Source organism: Bacillus sp. SSR7, from assembly GCF_055902415.1.
In genome coordinates this window covers 400,929-423,982 of the sequence record NZ_JBVVXV010000001.1, presented here as the reverse complement: position 1 = coordinate 423,982, position 23,054 = coordinate 400,929, and the positions used below count along the sequence as shown (strand labels likewise).

At 32.1% G+C, this 23,054-nt stretch carries 17 protein-coding genes and 4 pseudogenes; 15 read left to right on the top strand and 6 right to left on the bottom strand.

The annotated features are described in order from the left end of the window. Nucleotides 1-158: 158 nt before the first annotated feature. From AC0NJG_RS02215 to AC0NJG_RS02205, 3 genes are all read left to right on the top strand, one after another. Nucleotides 159-2,126: a penicillin-binding transpeptidase domain-containing protein gene (locus AC0NJG_RS02215; protein WP_474062806.1), complete on the top strand. Its 1,968-nt coding sequence runs from the start codon at nucleotides 159-161 to the stop codon at nucleotides 2,124-2,126. 424 nt (nucleotides 2,127-2,550) lie between these two features. Further along, nucleotides 2,551-3,084 (top strand): RNA polymerase sigma factor, encoded by a 534-nt coding sequence (locus tag AC0NJG_RS02210; RefSeq protein ID WP_000438333.1) that lies wholly within the window; start codon nucleotides 2,551-2,553, stop codon nucleotides 3,082-3,084. Continuing rightward, nucleotides 3,074-3,901, top strand: a complete 828-nt coding sequence (locus tag AC0NJG_RS02205; RefSeq protein ID WP_087952680.1) for an anti-sigma factor — start codon at nucleotides 3,074-3,076, stop codon at nucleotides 3,899-3,901. Before AC0NJG_RS02210 ends, AC0NJG_RS02205 begins: the two co-directional genes overlap by 11 nt. Nucleotides 3,902-3,915: 14 nt before the next feature. On the opposite strand, the gene AC0NJG_RS02200 is transcribed toward AC0NJG_RS02205, so the two are convergent. Next, nucleotides 3,916-5,679 carry a peptidoglycan D,D-transpeptidase FtsI family protein gene (locus tag AC0NJG_RS02200; protein ID WP_088328175.1) on the bottom strand — a complete coding sequence of 588 codons (1,764 nt, stop codon included), beginning with the start codon at nucleotides 5,677-5,679 and terminating at the stop codon, nucleotides 3,916-3,918. Between the two features lie 169 nt (nucleotides 5,680-5,848). On the opposite strand from AC0NJG_RS02200, the gene AC0NJG_RS02195 reads away from it, so the two are divergent. The 3 genes from AC0NJG_RS02195 to bla all read left to right on the top strand — a co-directional run bounded on the left by AC0NJG_RS02195 (nucleotide 5,849) and on the right by bla (nucleotide 9,417). Next, nucleotides 5,849-5,986, top strand: a complete 138-nt coding sequence (locus AC0NJG_RS02195) for a hypothetical protein (protein WP_173601498.1) — start codon at nucleotides 5,849-5,851, stop codon at nucleotides 5,984-5,986. Nucleotides 5,987-6,133: 147 nt separating this feature from the next. Continuing rightward, nucleotides 6,134-8,257 carry a peptidoglycan D,D-transpeptidase FtsI family protein gene (locus tag AC0NJG_RS02190; protein WP_087996888.1) on the top strand — a complete coding sequence of 708 codons (2,124 nt, stop codon included), beginning with the start codon at nucleotides 6,134-6,136 and terminating at the stop codon, nucleotides 8,255-8,257. A gap of 212 nt (nucleotides 8,258-8,469) precedes the next feature. Beyond that, the gene (bla, locus tag AC0NJG_RS02185) at nucleotides 8,470-9,417 is read left to right on the top strand and encodes a class A beta-lactamase Bla1 (protein ID WP_372514601.1); all 948 of its coding nucleotides are present in this window, start codon (nucleotides 8,470-8,472) and stop codon (nucleotides 9,415-9,417) included. 7 nt (nucleotides 9,418-9,424) lie between these two features. On the opposite strand, the pseudogene AC0NJG_RS02180 reads toward bla, so the two are convergent. Beyond that, nucleotides 9,425-9,591: pseudogene (locus AC0NJG_RS02180) on the bottom strand (undecaprenyl-diphosphatase); the annotation flags it as partial. A 406-nt stretch (nucleotides 9,592-9,997) separates the two neighbouring features. Between AC0NJG_RS02180 and AC0NJG_RS02175 the strand changes: the two are divergent. The 5 genes and pseudogenes from AC0NJG_RS02175 to AC0NJG_RS02155 all read left to right on the top strand — a co-directional run bounded on the left by AC0NJG_RS02175 (nucleotide 9,998) and on the right by AC0NJG_RS02155 (nucleotide 15,331). Continuing rightward, complete coding sequence (locus tag AC0NJG_RS02175) at nucleotides 9,998-11,812, top strand: acyltransferase family protein (protein ID WP_087952687.1); 1,815 nt, start codon at nucleotides 9,998-10,000, stop codon at nucleotides 11,810-11,812. Nucleotides 11,813-12,523: 711 nt separating this feature from the next. Beyond that, complete coding sequence (locus tag AC0NJG_RS02170; RefSeq protein ID WP_048554401.1) at nucleotides 12,524-13,144, top strand: DsbA family protein; 621 nt, start codon at nucleotides 12,524-12,526, stop codon at nucleotides 13,142-13,144. Nucleotides 13,145-13,430: 286 nt separating this feature from the next. Beyond that, nucleotides 13,431-14,252 (top strand): annotated as a pseudogene (locus tag AC0NJG_RS02165) (MBL fold metallo-hydrolase). A gap of 4 nt (nucleotides 14,253-14,256) precedes the next feature. Continuing rightward, nucleotides 14,257-14,649: a nuclear transport factor 2 family protein gene (locus tag AC0NJG_RS02160; RefSeq protein WP_087996894.1), complete on the top strand. Its 393-nt coding sequence runs from the start codon at nucleotides 14,257-14,259 to the stop codon at nucleotides 14,647-14,649. A gap of 154 nt (nucleotides 14,650-14,803) precedes the next feature. Next, entirely contained in the window at nucleotides 14,804-15,331 is a 528-nt protein-coding gene (locus AC0NJG_RS02155) for a nuclear transport factor 2 family protein (protein WP_474062805.1), read from the top strand. A 235-nt stretch (nucleotides 15,332-15,566) separates the two neighbouring features. Here the strand turns inward: AC0NJG_RS02155 and AC0NJG_RS02150 are convergent, their stop codons facing one another. The 3 genes and pseudogenes from AC0NJG_RS02150 to AC0NJG_RS02140 form a co-directional block, all read right to left on the bottom strand. Next, nucleotides 15,567-15,926 (bottom strand): FtsB family cell division protein, encoded by a 360-nt coding sequence (locus tag AC0NJG_RS02150; RefSeq protein WP_087952269.1) that lies wholly within the window; start codon nucleotides 15,924-15,926, stop codon nucleotides 15,567-15,569. Nucleotides 15,927-16,158: 232 nt separating this feature from the next. Next, nucleotides 16,159-16,767 carry a DUF998 domain-containing protein gene (locus tag AC0NJG_RS02145; RefSeq protein ID WP_087952268.1) on the bottom strand — a complete coding sequence of 203 codons (609 nt, stop codon included), beginning with the start codon at nucleotides 16,765-16,767 and terminating at the stop codon, nucleotides 16,159-16,161. 285 nt (nucleotides 16,768-17,052) lie between these two features. After that, nucleotides 17,053-17,258 (bottom strand): annotated as a pseudogene (locus AC0NJG_RS02140) (hypothetical protein). 734 nt (nucleotides 17,259-17,992) lie between these two features. On the opposite strand from AC0NJG_RS02140, the gene AC0NJG_RS02135 reads away from it, so the two are divergent. Continuing rightward, a complete protein-coding gene (locus AC0NJG_RS02135; RefSeq protein WP_474062804.1) occupies nucleotides 17,993-18,589 on the top strand; it encodes an ABC transporter permease in 597 nt (198 codons plus the stop codon). 484 nt (nucleotides 18,590-19,073) lie between these two features. On the opposite strand, the pseudogene AC0NJG_RS02130 reads toward AC0NJG_RS02135, so the two are convergent. Continuing rightward, a pseudogene (locus AC0NJG_RS02130) lies at nucleotides 19,074-19,259 on the bottom strand (hypothetical protein). Between the two features lie 99 nt (nucleotides 19,260-19,358). Between AC0NJG_RS02130 and AC0NJG_RS02125 the strand changes: the two are divergent. The 3 genes from AC0NJG_RS02125 (at nucleotide 19,359) to AC0NJG_RS02115 (ending at nucleotide 22,560) form a co-directional block, all read left to right on the top strand. Further along, the gene (locus tag AC0NJG_RS02125) at nucleotides 19,359-19,490 is read left to right on the top strand and encodes a hypothetical protein (protein WP_276570625.1); all 132 of its coding nucleotides are present in this window, start codon (nucleotides 19,359-19,361) and stop codon (nucleotides 19,488-19,490) included. 1,105 nt (nucleotides 19,491-20,595) lie between these two features. Next, nucleotides 20,596-21,042 (top strand): hypothetical protein, encoded by a 447-nt coding sequence (locus AC0NJG_RS02120; protein WP_014893727.1) that lies wholly within the window; start codon nucleotides 20,596-20,598, stop codon nucleotides 21,040-21,042. A gap of 174 nt (nucleotides 21,043-21,216) precedes the next feature. Beyond that, entirely contained in the window at nucleotides 21,217-22,560 is a 1,344-nt protein-coding gene (locus tag AC0NJG_RS02115; protein WP_256489234.1) for a patatin-like phospholipase family protein, read from the top strand. The last annotated feature ends 494 nt before the right edge of the window (nucleotides 22,561-23,054 follow it).

Here is a 23,054-nt window from a genome sequence, read left to right as displayed (position 1 = left end):
TACAAACTTCCCTCTTCTAATGCAACTTAAGTGTAAATTTATTTTTTTGTAAATATGGAACAATGTCATTACTTAAAATGTCTATTAAGCGTTGAAACATTTTTTATTTAATAAATTAAGAAAGGAAAAATGATTTTTAATTAAGGGAGAAGATTGAATTGAAAAAATTATGGATGCTGCTTTTCTTTTGTTTTGCAGTTATGTTGGTAGGATGTAATAAAAACGAATCGCCAAAACAATCATTTGAAGAATATATAAATTTATGGAATGATAGAAAATTTGCAAATATGTATGATCATTTATCAGAACATGCTCAAAAAACAATTTCTAAAAAGGAATTCACAGAGAAATACCAAAAAATTTATGAAGGTATTGGCGTTAAGAATTTAAAAGTTAAAACGAAAGGAGAGAATACTAAAGATAAAGAACTTTTTCTTTTTGAAGTTAAGATGGATACGGATGGAGGACCAGCTTTATTTATCCATGAAGCAAAACTCGTGAAAGAAAAGGAATCTTGGAAAATAGATTGGACACCAGATTTCATTTTTCCAGGTATGAAAAAAGATTACAAAGTACGTATGCAAATAGAACAAGGAAAACGTGGAGAAATATACGATCGAAATGGGAAGGGTCTAGCAACGAATGGTAAAGCGACTGAGGTTGGAATTATTCCAGAGAAACTAGGCGCAACGGCGGCACAAACAAAAGAAACAGTAGCGCAGTTATTTGATATGTCTATAGAAGAGGTTGATCAGAAGCTTACAGCGAAATGGATAAAACCAAATTCTTTTGTACCAATTGGGATTTTAAAAGAGGGAACTAGACAGAATGATTATATTGAATTAGAAGGAGTTGCTTCTCGCCCAGTGAATATTCGTTCGTATCCATTAAGAGAAGCAGCCGGACACTTAACGGGATATATAGGAAAGGTGAATGAAGAGGAATTAAAATCGCTTCAAAAAAGAGGTTATCAAGCTGATGATTTAATAGGTAAGACAGGTTTAGAGAAAGTACTGGAGAATAAATTGCGTGGTGAAAAGGGTGGACGCGTATTTATAGAAGATGGAAACGGGAAAGAAATTAAAAACGTAGCCAAAAAAGAAGCGAAAGCAGGGGAAAATGTTACATTAACAATTGATGCTGCAATTCAAGAAAAAATCTATAATGAGATGAAAAATGAAGCCGGCTCTAGTGCAGCGATCAATCCTAAAACAGGTGAAACAATCGCGCTTGTAAGTAGCCCTGCGTATAATCCAAATACAATAGTTAGAGGAGCATCAAAGGCCCAACGAGAAGCATGGAATAACGATTCGAAACTACCAATGATGAATCGCTTCACAAAAGCATTTGTACCAGGTTCCGTATTTAAAACGATTACAGGTGCAATTGGTTTGGAAACAAACATAATAAATCCTAAGGAAGAATTTAATATTCAAGGATTAAAGTGGACAAAAGATTCAGCTTGGGGGAATTATTATGTAACACGTGTGAAGGATGCAAGTCCAATTGATTTTGATAAGGCAATGAAGTACTCTGATAATATTTATTTTGCTCAACAAGCTTTGAAAATGGGAAAAGATCAGTATGTGAATGAATTTAAGAAATACGGATTTCATGAAAAATTACCAATTGAATACGAATTTCCTATTTCAATCATTGCAAGAGATGGGATAAAAAATGATATTCAACTAGCAGACACGGGATACGGACAAGGGCAAGTATTAATGACACCACTTCATTTAGCATTAACATATGCATCGATTGTGAATGAAGGGAATATTCCGTCGCCTCATCTTTTAAAAGAAGCAAAAGTTACGGGGAATTGGAAAGAAAATGTGATTTCTAAAAAGAATCAAGACATATTAAAGAGTGCATTAATCAAAGTGATTAATGACCCTGATGGCGCGGGGAGAATTGCTAAGGTTGATGGTGTAACTCTTGCTGGTAAAACAGGTACAGCAGAATTGAAAGAATCGAAAGAGGCAGACGGAAAAGAAATCGGATGGTTTGCAGCTTTTGATGCAAATGAGCCAGACATGATTGTAACCATGATGATTGAAGATGTAAAAGGAAGAGGAGGGAGCAATGTTCCAGGCGAAAAAGTAAAACATGTTTTTCAGAAATAATAGCTTATCATAAGGTGAAATCTTCTAGTAAATTCACTATATGTTTGCTTAACTCAAAGGTATAAATTGCGTGAAATATAGAACAAATATATTTTAAAAAAGCATTCTTGCTAGTCGAGAATGCTTTTTTACTGTGGCTACAGAAAGTTGATAACACATCTTCATTTTCATTTTTGAAAGGTTGACATTGTAAATAGTAAATAGAAGAATAAAACAAAATGAAATGGACAAGTTTTAAAATTAAACAAAACAGTTATTTAGTAAAACATAAATAGAGCACACAAATAAGCATTCTCAAGAGGATTTTTCTATCAAAAAAAGATAAACAATGGAACAAATGAAATTTGTATCTTGTCTATATATTGAAACCATAATAAAAGTGAGGGCAGTTTTATGTTTATTCAAATAAGTTTGAGGTGTGGAAATGGAACAGACGTTTATTGAAAAGTGTAATCATGATGAGCTGGACTATGTTATAAAAGATTATTGGCAAGATGTATGGAATTATTCATTTATTATTACGAAAGATCCACACTTATCAGATGATATCACGCAAGATGTATTTATAAAGGTATTTAAAAATTGGAATTCATTTCGAAAGGAGTCATCTATTAAAACGTGGATATTAAAAATCACAAGAAATACGGCAATAAACTATTTGAAATCATCTTATTTTAAAAGAATATCTTTAGTAGGTTTTTTTAGTGACGATAAGCAAACTGTGTCGGCAGAACAAGAATTTTTTAAGCAAGAAGAAATGAATGATGTGTGGAAAGTTGTATTAAAACTACCTAAAAAGCACCGTGAAATAATAATATTGGATGCAAAATATGAATTATCTTATGAAGAAATGGCTGAAACATTAGGAGTATCCATTGGAACTGTAAAATCTAGATTAAGTAGAGCAAGAAGTAAGGTTTCAAAATTAATAGGGGAGGGTAGTAGTGATGAACAATAAACAAAATCCTGACTGGTATAGAAAATTAAAAAAAGGCCCAATGGAACACCGTAAAAACGAAGAAGAATATATTTATAAAATAAAGCAATCTATATATGAAAGTAATGAGGGAGGCTCTCTAAAACAAACAAGACGATTTCGTAAAAAAGCATTGCCAATTGTTGTGGTTTTAGCGTGTACATTTTTATTTTTTATTGTTCAACAACCTTGGCTTGATGATAATAAATCACCGGTACAAAGTAGTACACAAATTAAGCCTAAAACAAAAGATGAGTCTGCTCAAGATCCAACATTAAAACAATTCATGAATGAGTTATATCAAAGTACAAATGTAAAAAATAAAAATGAATTGTATAAAGCGTTAAACGATGAAGTTCAATTTAAAGGGAAGAGCTATAAGAAGGATGAATTGAAGTTTGATGAAGATATTTTTCATGAGTTGCAAGTCGCTCTTACAATGGGGGGAGAATTTGCAAATGATACAAAACATGTATATAAAGTACCAAGTGGATTGACAGAAAGTAACCAACCAAAGCAACCTCATTTTATATATGCAACTGTTACTGGAAATAAAACGAAAATTTTAGCTGAACCAAAGCGAGAATCACAAGTTTTATATGAAGTATCTAATGAAATGGTAAAAGCTTGGATTCCAGAAAAAGTGCAGAAGGATGAATATATAAAAATATCGACAATTAACGGTAATACTGGATATGTACAAAAAGAGTATGTTTTAACTGACATTAAATACTCATTTATGTTTGAAAAGAATAATGAAGGTGAATGGAAAATAATAAATATAGATTCTATTTGGTAAAAAAGGAAGGTTCATTAAAGTGAACCTTCCTTTTGGTTTTTATTCTCTTTTTGAAGAGTATTCCAGGACTCTAAAATTTCTGATGTAACGAGAGCAGCAATGTTTTTTTCTGAATTACTACCAGGAATAACGACAGAAACGGCAATCTGTGGATCTTCGGTAGGAGCATATGCAATGAATAGAGAATGATTGATCATTCTTGCTTGCTCATTCGGAAAACCTGTAATACCTGTTTTACCAGCGACGTCGAAGGGCAACTTTTTAATCTCCTCTATATTTTGACTCATTCCACCTTGTACGACACTCCAAAAGTTCATTGGGTAACGATTTGAACTTTCTAAAATTGGTTTAAACTTTTTTGTTTCTTTACCATCTTTACCAATAATAGCACTTACGATTTGAGGTTTATATTTATCACCTTTACTTGCTAAAGTTGCTGCATATTGAGCAAGTTGAAGAGGAGTATGCACTTCATTTCCTCCCCAAGAGGCATTTAATAAAGCGGAAATTCCATTTTCAAACTTATTAGAGGGATGGAATTCATATTGTCCGTCTTCTTCAAAGGGTAAATCAATCCCGGTTTTAGAACGTAGGCCGAATTGCATTAAATAATCTGTCCATATATGTGCCACTTTTTCTATATTTCCATTATTTTGGTTGAATAAGGGCAAAGCTACTTTTGCTGTCATAAATGTGTTAGATGAATTAATGATAGCCTGCCTCGGTGTAATCTCACCTGTTGGTGTTCCAGGTGCATTCGTAATATTATTTTGAGTATCATACTGAAAAGTACCCTTATCTAAGTAAGTATCTTCAGGTTGAAAAAGTTTTTCGTTTAATCCAATTAAAATAGTAAGTGGCTTTATAGTAGAAGCCATATTTACATAAGATTCACCATACTTTAATTTTTGAATTGCTTTATTTTGCGAAAGTGATTTTATGTTATCTATTTTAGTTGATACATGTGTATGTAATATATTTGGATCAAAAACTGCTGAGTTGGCCATAGTTAAAATTGCGCCAGTTTTTGCATCGCTCACTACAGCATAACCAGCTTTAGCATCAGGTGTTTTCTTAATTTGAGACTTTAATGCTTCCTCTGTTTTTTGCTGCAACTCATAGTCTAAAGAAAGCCGGACATCTTTTCCTTTTTGTACTTTTTGAATGTTCCATAAGAACTTTTTATTATTCAATTTAAAAATAAGAGTTTTACCCGGTTTTCCTTTTAAATCATTTTCATATTGCAACTCAACCCCGCTTTTTCCAACAGCCATATACTTTGAATTAAGGTCATGTTCTACATACCCAATTACCTGTGAACCAATTTCATGTTTAGGATAATAACGTATTACTTCATCTTTAATTATTACATTTTTGGGTTTGTTTTTGTTTATGAATGCAAGTTCGTTCTCAGTTATGTCAGAGTATAACGGTATATCATTCATAGTTTGCTTTTTACAAGATTGTTGTAATTGAGATTTTATATTCTCTGTAGAAATATGATGTTGAAACTCGTTTGAAAATTGATTAAAAAAAGCTAATGTGTTTGCTGTATCTTGTTTCGATAGCTTGTCCTCATTAGAAGTGCAATATAAAGACTTAACTTTCTTATTTGTAGCTAGTATTACACCATTTTGATCAAGTATTTCTCCTCTTTCAGCTGAAGAAGTTTCGGTAGTAATTGAAACGAAATGGCTTTTTAATAAAATGATTAAAATAACACCTACAATAGAAATAATCGCTATAAATCTCCATCTTTTTATTTTTGTATGTAACATAAAACCCTCCCTTTTTAGCCTATTTCATATTATAGTTAATTATTTTTTTTGTAAATGTGGAACAACTTTATTATTTAGATTGTCTATTAAGTATTACAGCATGAAGAAAGGAATAAATAGTATGAAATTTTACTTTTAAGATGAGTCGTTATACAGTGTAGCATTTCTAATGCAAACGACAAAAAATAGAGAGAAAACAAGACAGGAGAGTTTTGAACTACGTAGCAAAACGAAAAGAAATGGATGCTTACAATGGTTTAGTGAAAAAGTCGAAACGATATTTATCCCGCTATTTGTCGGGCAGTAAGACCCCCACCTCAAAATTCAGCGGAAGCAAAGAAGTTAGATGGGGGGATCAATTGCCCGTAAAAGCCCGATTGGTGAGGGTTGATTAAAGTTTCACTTTATAATCGGCCATCGTTACGTAATATATAAGCAAATATATGGAGGATTTATGGAAAAGCAAAAAGGAAATAAGAAGACATATATATCTATTCGATTAAATATCATGTTCCTTTGTATATTTTTACTATTCTCAGCTATTATTATGCAGCTAGGGAAAGTACAAATTGTTGAGGGAGAGGCTTATAAGAACCAAGTGGAAAGTAGTCAAAATGCAATAACGAGTATTCCAGTTCCACGTGGACAAATTTTAGATCGAGAAGGGAAAACAGTCGTTAATAATAAATCTCTTCGCACAATTACGTATACAAGGGTAAAGGGGATTACGAGTGAAGCTATTTTAAAAACAGCAAAAGACTTGGCGGAAGTACTTGAAATGCCCGAACAAGATATAAATAAATTAACCGATATCGATAAAAAGGATTTTTGGATGCAGTTGAATACGAAACGTACGGAAACAATGATTACGAAAAAAGATATAGAAAAGTTTAAAGAAAAGGGAATAGAGGGAAAAGAGTTAGATAAAAAAATAGAAGATTTAAGACGAAGTCGCGTTACAGAAATAGAATTGGGTGAGTTAACAGAACAAGATTTAAAGGTGTTAGCTATTAAAAGTAAAATGAGTTCAGGTTATCAACTAACACCACAAATTATTAAAAAAGATGTAACAGATGAAGAGTATGCGCGGATAAGTGAAAATCTTGCGGATTTTCCAGGAGTAGATGCAACGGTTGATTGGGAGCGCAATTATGTAAATGGTGATTTATTTCGTTCCGTGTTAGGTAATATTACGAGTAGTGAAGAAGGTTTGCCAAAAGAAAATTTAGATTCTTATTTAGTACGCGGATATAACCGTAATGATCGTGTAGGGAAAAGTTACATTGAACAACGATATGAGGATGTGTTACATGGCACAAAAGAAGAAGTGAAAAATATTACAGATAAATCAGGAAATATTATAAACACAGAAATAATTTCTAAAGGAAAAAGTGGTAATAGTTTAACATTAACGATTGATATGGAATTACAACAGAAAGTGGAAGAAAGTTTAGAGAAAAATTTGAGAGCTTTTAAGAGTTCAGAGCCACTATTGGACCGAGCTTTTGTTGTTATGACGAATCCGAATAACGGACAGATTTTATCTATGGCAGGCAAAAAGATTGTAGAAAAAGAAGGGAAAATGGAAATCGAGGATTTGGCATTAGGTAATATGACAACTTCGTATGAACTAGGATCAGCTGTAAAAGGTGCAACTTTATTAACTGGATATGAGACAGGGGCAATACAACCAGGAGATCAATTTTATGATGCACCGATGAAATTTAAAGGTACACAAGCTAAGAAATCGTGGAATGTATCCGGATTTGGTAATATTAATGATTTACGAGCTCTACAAGTATCTTCGAATGTATACATGTTCCAAACAGCTTTAAAAATTGCGGGCGTTCATTACGTACCAAATGGTTCATTGGATATAAAACAAGAAGCATTTAATACGATGCGCTATTATTTTAAGCAATTTGGCTTAGGAGTTCCTACGGGTATTGATTTACCGAATGAAATAATTGGACAAACTAGAAAAGTAGATAGCCAGCCTGGGTTTTTACTAGATTTTTCTATCGGGCAGTATGATACGTATACACCATTGCAATTAGCACAATATATTTCAACGATTGCGAATGGCGGTTATAGAATGCAACCTCAAATTGTACAAGAAATACGAGAGCAATCAATAAAAGAAGAGGTTGGCAAAGTTATTCGTTCTATAGAGCCTGTCGTATTAAATCGAATTGATATGAAGACAGAGCATATTGATCGAATAAAAGAAGGGTTTAGATGGGTATTCCAAGAAGGTGATGGAACTGGCGTGAAGCATTTCAAAAATGCTTCATACAAGCCAGCAGGAAAGACAGGGACAGCTCAAACTGTATATGGCGGAGAAGACCCAATTGGCAGAAATGCAAAAGGAGAACGTATGGAATGTTACAACTTAACATTAGTTGGATATGCTCCATACGATAATCCAGAAGTAGCGTTCTCAGTAGTAGTTCCGTGGCTTCATAATGATAAAAGTGGAATTAATTCTATAATTGGAAAGGAAGTTTTAGATGCATACTTTGATTTAAAACAGAAACGTATACATGGTGAAGCTGCTAGTACAGATGGTTCTAAGTAAAATTAGTAATATTCGAGTGCTTTTCTCAGGGAAGAGAACCTGTTTATATAAAGGTATTTATAAGTGGAAAATGAGATGTGAAATAAGAGATAGCGGCGATCATAGCTACTATTTCTTATTTTGTTAATAACTCTCATACTAATTATAAATTTTTTAGTTTATGGAACAAATTTGTTTCAGTGATTGTCTATTATGTGTACGTATAAAGAGGTATTAAGAATTTGAAAGGAATGATGATTTTGAAAAACAAGAGTATACTAAAGATAGGAATATGCGTTGGTATATTAGGTTTAAGTATTACAAGTCTACATGTTTTTAAAGGAGAGACATTGCAAGTTGAAGCGAAAGAAAAGACTGGAAAAGTGAAACATAAAAATCAGGCGACGCATAAAGAGTTCTCTCAACTTGAGAAGAAATTTGATGCACAATTAGGTGTATATGCGATTGATACTGGTACAAATGAAACAATTTCTTATCGACCTAACGAAAGATTTGCCTTTGCATCAACTTACAAGGCTTTAGCGGCAGGAGTATTGCTACAGCAAAACTCAATTGATACATTAAATGAAGTTATCAAATTTAGGAAAGAAGACTTAGTGGATTATTCACCTATTACAGAGAAACATATAGATACTGGAATGACGCTAGGAGAAATTGCAGAGGCTGCAGTTCGTTATAGTGATAATACTGCAGGAAACATTTTATTTCATAAAATAGGCGGACCGAAAGGGTATGAAAAAGCGCTTAGACAGATGGGGGATCGGGTTACTATGTCTGATCGCTTTGAAACAGAATTAAACGAAGCTATTCCAGGAGACATTCGTGATACTAGTACAGCGAAAGTAATTGCTACGAATCTTAAAGATTTTACGGTCGGAAATGCGCTTCCAGATGATAAACGTAAAGTACTTACAGATTGGATGAAAGGGAATGCAACTGGAGACAAGCTTATTCGTGCGGGCGTACCAACTGACTGGATAGTTGGAGATAAATCGGGTGCTGGCAGTTACGGTACAAGAAATGATATTGCTATCGTTTGGCCGCCAAATAGATCACCAATTATCATCGCAATTTTATCTAGTAAAGATGAGATAGAGGCTACCTATGATAATCAACTCATTGCAGAGGCGGCTGAAGTTGTCGTTAATACTTTTAAGTGATAATCTCTCAATTCTTTATGTAATGTAATTGAAAATATGAACTTGGAAAGCGATTCTTTTTAATGTGAAAAGAATCGCTTTTTGTATTCCTAATACATTTATAATCCAGCTAACAAAAGAATTAAAGATTTTATATGTAGTATTACGAATAGCTATACTGGTTAAGATTCCTATGAAGGCGCTTTATCAGTAAGAGAAATATGTAATTATACATATTTCTTTTTTATAATGTTTTTATATACAAAATCCCTTACATATGCATTATCGATTATATTCAAAATGTCACAGGCCTTGATATGTCTGTAAAAACGTATCAAAATTTTACTTTAAGACACACGGTATATAAATTTTTGATTGGGCAAATTCCTCTTTTTTAGGAAGAGTAAAAACACCTACTATAAAAATTTTCACAACAGAGCCAGATAACGTGATAAAGTATTTATTGCTGTGCATGTAAATATCAAAAAAAGCCTTACAAAATGATGTTTGTATTGGTGTAGCTTATACAATTTTAGGAAATTAATAGCATTTTATGACGTTATTATTAACCTAGTTTTCAAGAAATAGAGGTGAGTGTAGGATGACTAAACCTTTTAAAAAAAATAGTCGTTATATGGTAGGGTTGGACAGTCTAAGGGGTCTAGCTATACTAGGTGTTATTTTGTATCATATTAATTTTAATTGGATGCCTGGAGGGTTTTTAGGAGTTACAGTATTTTTTGTACTTTCAGGTTATTTAATTACAGATATTCTAGCCATGGAGTGGAAGAGAAATAAGAGAATTGATTTGAAAAAATTCTGGCTTAGTAGGGCAAGAAGATTGCTTCCAGGAATGCTTGTTATGCTCGTTATAACATTGGCATGGATTACGATTTTTCATAGCTCTTTACTTGAAAAAATGCGTGGAGATTCATTAGCGGCATTATTTTATGTTAGTAACTGGTGGTATATATATCATAAATTATCCTACTTTGATAATTTTAACCAGATTTCGCCATTAAATCATTTTTGGTCGTTAGCAGTCGAGGAACAATTCTATGTTGTCTGGCCGTTTATTATTAGTTTAGGACTTTACTACATAAACAAACAATCCCGTATGATTTTATTGATTTGTCTAGGAGCATTTGCTTCAGCTTTAGCAATGGCAATTTTGTATGAACCTGGAGTTGATCCGAGCAGAATATATTATGGTACAGATACGAGGGCCTTTTCATTACTTATTGGAGCGGTACTTGCCTTAGTTTGGCCAAGCAATAGGCTTGCTAATAAAATTATCCCGAAGGCGCGTTTCATTCTTGATGTAGTGGGTGGCATTGCTCTTATTATTATTTTGCTTATGTTTTGGAAGACCAATCAATATGATCCATTTCTATACAAGGGAGGAATGGTTCTCTTATCAATTGCAACAGCATTGTTAGTGGCAAATCTAGCTCATCCAGCTAGTCGCATTGCTCAATTTTTACGATTTAGACCTTTACGTTGGGTAGGGATAAGATCGTATGGCATATACCTCTGGCATTATCCAATTCTGACATTAACGACTCCAAAAGTAAATGCAGGGGATTTTTCAATAATAAGAGCAATCCTTCAATTTCTTCTAATAATATTGATTGCGCAAATTTCATGGAAGTTTATCGAAAAACCAATCCGACAAGGTGCGCTCCGGAACATTCAGTTTAAGAACTTAAGACTTCAAAATGTCACTTTAGGTGTTAAGTTAGCTTTAGTTTGTTCATTATTCTTTACGTCAATGGCAGTTTTAGGCTTATCAAATGCTAGTAAGGCTAAGGGGAATTATCAACAAGATAAGGTGGAAGCAGTACAAACACAACCGGCGCCACATCCAGTTGCTGTTTGGGAAAAACCAAATCAAGAAACGCCTCTAAATCAAGGGGAATCAAAAGAAGTAAATTCTGCACACCCTAAAAATCCGCTCACAGTTACTGCGATAGGCGATTCCGTTATGATTGATATTACTCCATATTTAAAAAATACTTTTCCTGATATTAGGATTGATGCGCAAATTGGCCGTCAGCTGTCAAAAGCGATTCCAGTAGTTGAACAATTAAAAAATGAAGGGAATTTAGGAAACTATGTCATTATCGGATTAGGTACAAATGGAGCCTTTACTACTGAGCAACTTGTTTCATTAATAAAATTAATTGGAAACGAACATAAAATAATATTTATTAATACGAGAGTGCCACGTCCGTGGGAATCAATTGTGAACGAGAGACTGAAAGTAACAGTAACTAAATATCCTAATGTAACTCTAGTTGATTGGTATGCAGCAAGTGCTGGAAAGAAAGACTACTTTGCACCTGATGGTGTTCATTTAACCAATGTAGGTGCAGAAGCATACGCAGTCCTTGTGGCTAAAGCGGTTAATCAATAATTAATTATATTTGATCAAATTCTTTTGCAAAGTTAGCTGAAATAAAAAAGATCTATGTTTGAAGAAATAAACTTTTGGCATTTAGCAATAATTCCTGTAATTCATAATACAATGACAAGCGAAGTTTGGTTGAAGACTTCGCTTTTTTGTACAGGACATGAATGGTCTCTATACCTTTTACTATACCATAACAAAAATGTTGAATTCCTGTGGTTTTAACAAAATGGTTGTCACTTTATATGTTAATAATCCTGTTCTGTAGGGTTCGCCGTTTTTTATTATATGTTATGTTGTAGTTTTTATATAAAGCATATTAAAAAGTGAGCGTTTCTTTCTGATAAATTTTGGGGTTAATTTACTAAGGACTATGACAAATTTAAGAACAAGAAGAAAAGTATTTGATACTAGAATTCTGGAAGCGCTAGGATAGAAATTAAATGTTTTTGTAAAAAAAGAATTGACTTATATACTAGTTGTAACTAGAATAGTTACACGAATGTGTAATCAAATAAGTTACATATGGTGTCTGCTTTTTGAAAAAAATGTGCACAGTTATCTTTTGTTAAAAATCAAATTTAATCTTTTTTGAAAGGGTTAGTTTTGAAAAATATATTAAGGTAACTAAAAAAAGAACAAGATATAAAAAGATGTACTTATATAAACCCGAAATTTAGCTGAGCTGGATAATAAAAATAAAGGTAGGAGATTTAAATGGAGACGAAACAAGATAACCTTATTTATGTATGGGACGCTTATTGTGGATGGTGCTATGGCTTTTCAGAAAGTATTAAAGGGTTTTACAAAAACCACACTGAAATACCGTTAACCGTTTTATGTGGAGGTTTATTTTTAGATAATTTACCAATGAAAAATTTCTCATATATAGAAGAGGGAAATAAAAGAATTAATCAACTCACAGGTGCAGAATTTGGTCCTTCATATCAAAAATTGGTGGAAGAAGGTACTTTTAAAATGAATTCGAAAGATGCTGCAATTGGTTTTTCGGCATTACGCTCATTAGCTCCAGGCCGTTTGTTAGAATTCACTTCGGCTATGCAAAAAGCGTTTTATTATGAGGGACAAAGTCTAAGTGATCCTGAGACATATCGTAAGATTGCAATCGAGCATGGTTTGGACCCTGAACAAGTATTAGAACGCTTAAACGCTCAAGAAACAGTAATAGATGTCCAAAATGATTTCAATAAAGTTCGACAGCTTGGTGTTAATAGTTATCCTTCATTACTTTTACAAAAGGATAATCAAATTATTCCTATTGGTGGCGGGGTAATGACGCCAGATAAAATCGAAGCACGTTTTAAAAGTTTATATTAAAAAATCTTAAGCTACAGTATATTGCATGTAACGTTTTAAGAAAAACTACTATAAGTAAATGGACTAAACCTTTTTTATAATAGTTGGTTTCAATTTGTATTTAAATAGTCCAATTTTATTATAGGCCATAGTAATAAACATATTATCTTACACCAACTGACATTTATCTCCCGAATAAATGTTTGTGCTGTCACACTTTCAGGTGAATTGAATAGGGAGTTTCTATTTGAACAAGAAAAAATGTGTGATTTATTTCATAACTTTAACAAAAGGAGAGAAACATTCTATGTTTAAAACAATCGATACAAATCAAAAAGATGTAAAATTGACGGTGTTTAGTTGAGACGAAAAAAGTTTCATGGTCACTGCAACCTTAGTTGAGAAAGCAGGACATGCATTTTTAATAAACTCAAAATTTACTCAGTCTGATTCGAAAGAAATAATTGATTATCTGAAAAAAAATAGCTTATCTCTAGATAAAATCTTTATTATTCATGGGGATCCAGACTACTATTTTGGATTAGAGAGCATTAAAGCTGCTTATCCAGAAGCTATAGCGTATGCTACAGAGTCTACTGTTGAACATATTGTTCATTCTGTCTTAGGAAAATTAAAAGTTTGGAAAGATGCACTTGGAGAAAATGCACCAAGTAATGTGATATTACCTCAAGTGTTTAAGGAAAAATCTATTGGTTTTCAGGGACTAACATTTGAACTAGTAGGCTTAGATCATTACAGAACTAGCCTGTTTAATAAAGAGCTAAAATTATTAATTGGTGGTATTGATGTATTTAACGAAATACATGTATTCTTAGCAGATACTAGTTCAAAAGCAGCAATGGAGGCATGGATTGAGAACTTGAAAGTGTTACAAGCATTACAAGCTGACGTAATTGTACCTAGCCATGGATCAATTGAAAAATCATTAAATAATCAAGCAATTACTGAAACTATGGATTATTTAAGAACTGCAATTCAAGCTTCTGAGGAAAGTAAGAATTCAAAAGATTTTGTAGCAAAACTTGATGCAGCATATCCAGGCTATGCAAATAAAGGTGTATTAGAATTAAGTGCAAAAGTTGTAACAAAAGAAATGCCTTGGGGTTAATGCTATGAATGAATATCAAAAACTATTACACGAAACGTATGTGTTAACTGGCGAAGGAAAATTAGATACTTTTAAAACGTATTTAAGTGAAAATATATCTTGGACAGAAGCTGCTGGGTTTCCATATGTGGGCACTTATGTAGGTCCTGATGAAGTAGTTAAAAATGTACATGAACGTCTTGGGACTGAATGGGATAACTATAGCGATAAAGATGAAATTTATGCTTTTAATAACAATACTGTTATCGTGTATGGAAAATATAGTGGAACGTATAAAGTAACAGGGAAATCATTTGTAGCAGATTTTTGTCATCTTTATGAGTTTGATGAGAACGATAAGGTTAAGAAGTTTATTCAAATTGTGGACAGTGCAACTGTTAATGAGGTATTAAGTTAGGATTACTAGTTTCTAACATGCCTCGTATAAGGAGTATTGTTAGAATAAATGTGTTTTCCTAACAATATCTCTTACATCACATTATGGGAAAGATTTTTCCTGTATCAAAGGTTTTAACGAAGATGAATTATAAAATTAGAAGAGGTAGGTATATATGAAAGTAGAGAAAAATTTAATAGTAATAATTATTTCTGTGTTTATTTTAGGAATTGTGTCGACTTTGATATTTCAAGCTTCAACTGGTAATACCAAAGGTCATTCAACAAAGAGCGAGAATGTTGCAACAGTATCTAAAGATAATGTGACAGAAAAAGAAAAGAATAAAAAGATGGTAGTCGATTTCTATAATGAAGTTTTTAACAAACATAATATCGATATTATCCCTAAATATGTAAGTGAAGATTATAAGCAACATAATCCTTTTGTTGCTGATGGACGAAAAGCCTTCATGGATTTCTTTAAGGAAGACTTTGTAAAAAATCCAAACTCTTCTGCAGAGATTAAACGTGTAGTAGCTGAAGGAGATACAGTTGCTCTTCATGTACATTCACGTACTAATTCTCAAGATAAGGGAGTTGCTATAGTGGATATTTTTCGTATAAAGGATGGAAAGATTGTTGAACATTGGGATGTAATTCAAGAGATTCCAAATGAAGCCGCTAATAATAATACGATGTTTTAGGTAGAAGATATCTCTAATATTTGTTTAATTGTTAGAGATATATATAATCTTGAAATTTAGACAAGTTATGTTTTAAGATGAGTAAAAATAAAGGGATGTCCTAGATATGTTACTAGGACATCCCTTTTTGTTTTAATAAGATTTAATCTAATATGATGTATAGGGTACTTATTGTATGTATTTTTTATCATTAAATCACTTCATGATTAATGACAATCGCTTATGTCTTGAAAAACTATTCATTTATTTGAAATATAGTTTCATCAGGTCTAGAGAATCCATACAATTTCCTTGCGAACTTTAAAATACCTTTTTCGCTCTCTGTTAAAGTTTTAATATCGTTTTCATAATAACGTCCTATGAGTTCTAATTCAGACAATCTTTTCTTTTCTTTATTTAGTGTAATTTGTTTTTCTTGAATCATTTGTTCTTGCTTATAAATGGAGATTTGAATGGAAATAACCATAGGTAGCATAAAAGCAAGTGCTAATAAAAGGCGACGTCTTAGCTTTTTATTCGTTTGTGGGTTCTTGCTAGGATTAATTTGTATTTTTGAGATTGATTGTTGTGGTAGTGAATTTGGGATACTCCCCATTTTAATGCCTCCATTACCTATGTATAGAATTTAAACTGCTTAAAAGTATTATATATGCTAAATAGATAATTTTGAACTTATTTTTGTAAAGAGAAGTTTTATGAAATTTTAAAAAAATCTCTATTTAGTTGCAAATAAAAAGCGCCATAAAAGGTGCTCAATAACTACCACTGAGTTGATCATGATTATTTTACGTATGTTCCTGATAAATGTGCATTTTTGTATAAAAACTTTATTTTATCAATTTGTAGGTTGATACAGTTCCCCAAACGAAAAGAACCAAGTAAAAAAGTCTTTGTAGTAGGCCTGCAGGTAAGGGGAAAAGAAAAACAAGTGAGATAAGGATTGTTATTACTATTAAGCTTAGTAAACAGAAATATGTCCATTTTCCATCTTTTTTAAGATTCTTAGCAAAAATAAATAATCCAGGAAATACAGTAAGCATACCTATCCAAACTAGAATAGAATGTCCAATTAGGTTTATATCTGCAGGGATTAATCCTGAAACTATAGTAGAGACTCCTATTATAAGTATAAAAAATGTTGCTATTTTATTAATTTTTGTTTTTTCTAGATGTTGTGAAATAAATAGTACTCCAATACAAAATGTTATTCCATTAAGAATAAAGAGTAAATTCATCCAAAAGTGATTAGGGGAGCATATTTCATAAGGCGCTATTTCGTAGGTGAATTCTCCACAGGTTGTTACACCTAGGTCACTCATTGCATGATGCAAATAGTTATAAGGTGCTGTAGAAGTGAAAATAAAGAAAGGTTCAATTAAAAAGTATAGGCAAGTTGCAATCCAGCTAAATAAGCCAATCCTATTTGATATATACATTAGATTCCTCCCTTGAAAAAGTATAGTTCCATTATAGATGGTTACAATATTGAAAGTGAAAATTGTAAATTGAGAGTCGATAATTCTGTTCAATAATATAGGATTTTCTGGACAAATATGCTTAGCGGAAAGACGTATAAAAAATGGATGGAGCAAAACTTAACAAAATAGTTATTTGAAAATAACTAACGGCAAAAACGTCAGGCAAACAATTAAGTTGCCTGACGTTTTTGCATGGTAAAGGATAGATTCCTCTACAAAGGAGAGAAATAAAGAAAAATGTTTTTAAATGAAATTCATAAAAGATTGATAGGCACTAACGAGGGAAAATACCGTAGCTATCGCATGTGCAGTCCATTTAGGCTATTTAATTTTAATATGGTGTTGTGTAAGATTCTGTATACGATATAAATGATCAATACAAATGCAATTAATTGAAGTGCTAACAAAAATAGTGGTTGTTCTAAAGCACTAAAGTCAAGTTGTTCCATTAATTTATCACACTCTTCATTTAATATATTAATATAATTAAAATAAAGGGTGTGAAGGTTTTTACTATAAAGTTTCAAATCTGTATATATTTGATGGTAGATAAGTGAATGTTAACCAAAACCCTACTGTATAAAAAGGAGAAGCGCTTAATCCGGACGCTCCTCTTAATGCCAATATACAATAACTATTCCATTATAATGTATAAGCGTAAAATATTTAACAATTAGCTATGTGGTAAAAATTTCATTTTGTATTAGTTTAAAAATAAAAAAGAGCACTTAATAAAGTGCTCTCGTGACGAGATACATTTTGTAAAGACTATTTTATAAAGAAAGGAACACTGAATATTATATGTGCGTGCATTTAATTGAGTTCGTTTTTTACAAAAAAGAGCAGTTAGTTAAAGCTAACTGCTCCAATCATGGAATATGGTTCGAATTGGGTTGTCTATATTATTGACGGAATATTAAGTTTTATTCAGGGGTACCTAAAGGTTTTCTTTTTAACTTAATCCATATACCACAAACAAAATAATGGCTAAAAATACAGATAATGAAAATGTCAGAAAGACTGTTATTATACTCCTGAGCATCGCTTTCCAGTTGCTTACTTTAGTTGTGTTCTGCCATTATGGTGAGATTTGTAATTCTATTAAAAATAGTAACAGCTCGTCCAAACTTATCTAATCTATCTTACATAGTATGTAGTAATAAATTTAAAGGAGGAATCTAGTATGTCTTATTACTACGATGATTATTGTAAGGATTCCAAAAAGAAATATCATGACTGTCATAAAAGCAGTAAGAGTTATGACAAATGTGATAAAAAGCATAAGGAAAAGCCTTGGTTTAATGTAAAAGTGAATTGTTGTTCTGATGATAACGGATATAATCTTGTAAGAGCATCTGCTTTTAGAGCTGTGAGTACAGTTAATCAAAATTTGCCAGCAAATACATTTGTTAAAGTTTTATTCCAAAATGAACAATTTGATTTAGCAAATGAATATAACCCAGCAACATCAATTTTTATACCAAAGACAAGAGGTGTTTACTCTGTTATTGGAACAATTGCGTTCATTCCCAATAATCTAAACGTGAACTATAGAGCGCGGGTAGAAATTCGTGTTAATGGGAATCCGGCAATTGCAATAGATAATGATTTTTTTGGCCCAATAAACTTTGCTAATGTTGTAGCTGTTTCATCGATAATTCAATTGAATGCAGGGGATATAGTTGAGGTTTTTGCACAAAGTAGCGTAGCTGGAGTTATTTCAAATGTAGAAAATAGTACGCATTTTGAAGCCGCAAGATTCCCGTCTCCACAAGTATAAGTAGTATGAAATCTTGTCAGTAATTTTATCTAAATAAAGTCCCTAATTTATATTTGCCCTGCATAAATGCAGGGCTTTTTTTTTGTAAAAAAGTCATTCGAAGAGGAAAATAAACGAATTTCTTCCTAGTTGTATAGAAAGTGGTGGGTGATATGAAGTGAAGCAAAAACACGTGTTAGCTCAAGAAGATTACATGAAAGGTATGAAGTACAAGGAACTGGCTGAGAAAAAAAGCATGGTTGGAATCGAAAAGGGCTGCACCTAGATGCCTAAAGGTGAAAGAACAAATTGTTTGGCAGTAACATTGCAAACTTATCAATCTATTCTAGGGTTTGTTACAGGGTACGATGAAACTAAGAAGTTCTTAAAATTGAAAAAATCCCCTTAATAATGTTAAAGAGACCTTGCTCACGCAAATAATCTGTAAATCAATTCATTTTTGATATACAGATCATTTGTATGATAATATTTATAAAGAATGAAATTACATAAATGCTTTTAGAAGTTCTTGAATTAATGGGATTGCTCCACCAATAAATTTTAAAACTGCCATTGCGATTTCCATAGTATTCTCTCCTCTGTTTTTGTATTAAGATGTGTGAATCTTTATAACTTTATTATAGTAAGCGTTTTCATTTATAACAATACATTTTTGTATGCAATATTGCATATTTATACGTTTAGACAAAAAATAGGCTCTATTAGTCATTCTTTAATGGTATCATATCGAGGAGTGAGTCTTTAAGGGTTTTCACTAATAGGAGGAAATATGGAAAGAGTACAAGTAATTTACAGAAATCTGAAAATTAAAATTTGGGCTAAACAGGTATTAGCTGTAGGAGGAATATTAGGTTTCTGCTACTTGGTGTTATATGTTTTTAGTTTCTTAGTTGTTATGTAAATATTATATAACCAAACTAGTATAGTCTTGCCTTGCCTAGATAGGTAAGGCTCTTTTGTTTTTATCTGTGATGAGCAAACTACATACAAAACCTCTCAAGTTTGTCAGATACTATGTATGGTGCCTTATTTCTCTATGTTTTAGAACGGCTAACCCCTATCATTGAAAGTAAATAAACTTCTATTTAAAAGTTTCCATTTATATTGAAAACACAATTGTATTGATAAAAAATGTGTTTTTACTAGATACATCTTAAAAAGACAAGCATAAGTTATATTACGTTTTGATAAAATCTTTTTATCTTTGAAAAGAATTTAAATCTTACTAATAGATTTGATCCCTTTCTGTATACCGTAATTCTTATATTACCATATAAATATAATATATTGAAAATGATTTAAAAGCAAGAATATTAGTAGGGTCCGCCACATGCCCATCAACTTAAGGTTTTAAAGTAGCCCCTAAATGAAGAATTTTTAATGTTGATGTATTAAAATGTATAATTGTATATTTTAATACAAAAAGAGAGAGGGAAGATAATAAAACGTTCCTTATATGGGGACGGCTGTCCAATTAACATGTGCTGGAGTTTGATCTCAATGGCATGAGATGTCTTCTCTAAATAGTATGAACAAGAGATTTTAAGATAAAAGTGCAAATAATTAAGTTACCTGCCTGTTCCTAGCAGATACGGAGGGAAGAGCCCGTTTTGAAAGAGTGCAGTCAATGGGGGGAAGGCACTCTATGAGTAAGGAGTGTATCGAAAGTGATACTCAATAATTAATAATGAGATAATCATGATTAGTGTATGTACATTTTTAATGTATATGAAGTCTTTATTTTATAACAAGAGAAAGAGAACACCTTGTATAAGTGCCCTTTAAAAAATGTCACAAGATAATTACTACATACTTAATTAACTGTAATATTTATGGCAAGAGTGGTTTTCACTATTCTAAAAAACCGAATAAAAACGTTATTTTAAAAGGTATTCTTTGAATTTCTATTTATACTAATATAAATAAAAAATGAATAATCTTGATATAACATACAAAAGATTGTTCAAGAAAGCGCAATATCTATAATAACATTTGGAGGTAGCATTATGATTGAAAATTTAAAAAGACACCCTCATTATGGTCACACTTTAGCTGACCATCCTATGGAGCATCATCGTCATCCATTATCACATCACGGTCCTATTGTTCATGTTAAAGGAATCATAAAACAAGTGGAAGAAGATGATACAAACCCTCAAGGGGGTACTCATCAACATATTATAGTTGATCAAGTAGAACTTATTGATGCTCATGGATTACCAGAATCATTAACTATCGATACGATAGTATTTTGTGCAATTCGTTATGGGGATACTTTAGGAATACCAAATCGTATCCCAGATTTAGAAGAGGGAGAAGAAATTGAATTACAAGGTGAGTATTTAGATAAAACTACTGCGACTCCAAGCGAAGGTAACCCAGGGTATGCGGTAATACACTTTACTCATCGTCCTGTAGGATTTATTAAGTATCATGGGAAAGAGTACAGATAGAGATTTGAATAACAGAAAAAAACAAAACTAATTTCCAATTTGTTGAATGGAATGTATCACATGTAAGTGATACATTCCATGAATTACTTTATTACTAAGAAGTATTTTATATTTTAACGTTTCGCATATCTTTACTCGAACTTTATGGGTGGAAGAGTTAAGGAGGAATCATAGATGAAGAAGGAGTTGAAATTAGCATTTTCTGGAGGTGGGTTTAGAGCGACTTTTTATGCATTAGGGGGATATAAACGTTTAGTTGAATGTAAGCTAGATCATTGTGTAAATAGCATTAGTTCTGTTTCAGGTGGCAGCATTACTGCCGCCGCTATTATGCTTGCATTACATAAAGGTGGATCATTCCGTAATGTAAATGATTTTGAAGAACGTGTAGTGAATCCGTTGGTAAAATTAGGACAAATAGACCTTCGTACAAAGTTACTTACAAATTCGTTTACAAAACAAGCATTGTCTTTCAAGTCTATTCGTGAAAAATGCAGCAAAGCCTTTCCGACAATGTTAGATAAATATTTATGTCAAGGGGTAAGAATGAAGGAATTAGAAAATTCCCCTATCAAATGGTACTGTAATACAACTTGTTTAGATACGATGAGAATGTTTTATTTTTCCAACCAAGAAATATATGGAACACTTATTGGAAAATCAAATGATTTTGATGATATTACAGTTTCTTATGCTGTTGCGACCTCAGCTGCTTTTCCAATTTTATTCGCACCTATATCACTATCATTAGAGGGAAGAAATTTTAGTGATCCAGAAAATAGGATGCAGGGGAATCCTTTGTTGAAATTTGACACACTTTGGTTTTCTGATGGAGGGGTATTTGATAATATCGGGACTGAGCCGATATTAATATCAGATGGTGATAACAAAAACAGTAGTTCTCCTTCAAATACAAAACATAGAAAAGAGCCTATGAAATTTATTCCCGATCCAGACGCAAGTATTGATGAAATTTACCTTGTTTTAGACGCTTCTGCATCTGAGAAATTTTGGAAAGAAGATGAAGTACCTTCGCATTTTGAATTAACGAAACGGATTTTAGATACATCTAATAGTCAAATTGTAGTTTTAAGGAGAAGACTATTAAAAACCTTAGATCCCCAAATATACCCAGGATTGCAACTTATTCTTAGTAAACCTATTCAATCTTTATTCGAAAAAAATAATAATCCTTTTTATAATGATAAAACTTCTTTACCCGATTATAAATTACCAAATCGTTCTAAGGATGTTGAAAGTCTGTTAGCTGGTCTTCGCACTGATTTAGACAGCTTTCATGATAGTGAGATTAATACTTTAATGCGTGCGGGCCAAATAAGAATGGATATCGCGTTAAGATCGTTATTACCTGAGTACATGGAGAATATAAATACCGTGCCTATTCCTGTATTTCCTTCGGAAGATATGGATGGTCTAGAAAAAATATTACGCCGGGGTGGAAAACATAGATTTACGGGAGGATTTTTTGAGAATTTACATGATGTAGATAAATTTTAAAATAATGAAAATCTTTTGTGTAATTTTTATTATTTTAAAAATACTAATGATATTCATACGCTTGTAGTTTGAAATTATCAAATGGGGAATTTTAAAAAAATAAATTAAAATAGCCAAAATGAGAATTAGTTAAATCAAACAATAGATAAAACTGAATATTATGTTGATAAAAGAAAATCATAGTTGTCATGCATGAGTTATAAAGTTAATCAAAAGAAATTAATAACTTTTAGAAGAGGGATTTTAAATATTATATAGTCCGACTAGAAAACTAGAGGGCATCAATTCATTAAAGTAGCAATGAAAGCTGTTTTAGGAATAGGTGTTCTTTTTATTATGAAAAAAGAGATGAGAAATTGAAGGTATTAAGAGATCAGTTACGTGAGTAAAAAAGCAATCCAAGAAAAGAAAGAAGAAAAAACAAAAAGAGAAATTAAGTACTCGTGAAATTGGGGGAATGGGGATGCATAGTCCTTATTATGAACGTAGACGCG

Coding starts and splice junctions, on each gene's coding strand:
- AC0NJG_RS02210 (WP_000438333.1), top strand. CDS start 2,551: ATGGAACAGACGTTTATTGAAAAGTGTAATCATGATGAGCTGGACTAT.
- AC0NJG_RS02205 (WP_087952680.1), top strand. CDS start 3,074: ATGAACAATAAACAAAATCCTGACTGGTATAGAAAATTAAAAAAAGGC.
- AC0NJG_RS02200 (WP_088328175.1), bottom strand. CDS start 5,679: ATGTTACATACAAAAATAAAAAGATGGAGATTTATAGCGATTATTTCT.
- AC0NJG_RS02195 (WP_173601498.1), top strand. CDS start 5,849: ATGCAAACGACAAAAAATAGAGAGAAAACAAGACAGGAGAGTTTTGAA.
- AC0NJG_RS02190 (WP_087996888.1), top strand. CDS start 6,134: ATGGAAAAGCAAAAAGGAAATAAGAAGACATATATATCTATTCGATTA.
- AC0NJG_RS02175 (WP_087952687.1), top strand. CDS start 9,998: ATGACTAAACCTTTTAAAAAAAATAGTCGTTATATGGTAGGGTTGGAC.
- AC0NJG_RS02170 (WP_048554401.1), top strand. CDS start 12,524: ATGGAGACGAAACAAGATAACCTTATTTATGTATGGGACGCTTATTGT.
- AC0NJG_RS02160 (WP_087996894.1), top strand. CDS start 14,257: ATGAATGAATATCAAAAACTATTACACGAAACGTATGTGTTAACTGGC.
- AC0NJG_RS02155 (WP_474062805.1), top strand. CDS start 14,804: ATGAAAGTAGAGAAAAATTTAATAGTAATAATTATTTCTGTGTTTATT.
- AC0NJG_RS02150 (WP_087952269.1), bottom strand. CDS start 15,926: ATGGGGAGTATCCCAAATTCACTACCACAACAATCAATCTCAAAAATA.
- AC0NJG_RS02145 (WP_087952268.1), bottom strand. CDS start 16,767: ATGTATATATCAAATAGGATTGGCTTATTTAGCTGGATTGCAACTTGC.
- AC0NJG_RS02135 (WP_474062804.1), top strand. CDS start 17,993: ATGTCTTATTACTACGATGATTATTGTAAGGATTCCAAAAAGAAATAT.
- AC0NJG_RS02125 (WP_276570625.1), top strand. CDS start 19,359: ATGGAAAGAGTACAAGTAATTTACAGAAATCTGAAAATTAAAATTTGG.
- AC0NJG_RS02120 (WP_014893727.1), top strand. CDS start 20,596: ATGATTGAAAATTTAAAAAGACACCCTCATTATGGTCACACTTTAGCT.
- AC0NJG_RS02115 (WP_256489234.1), top strand. CDS start 21,217: ATGAAGAAGGAGTTGAAATTAGCATTTTCTGGAGGTGGGTTTAGAGCG.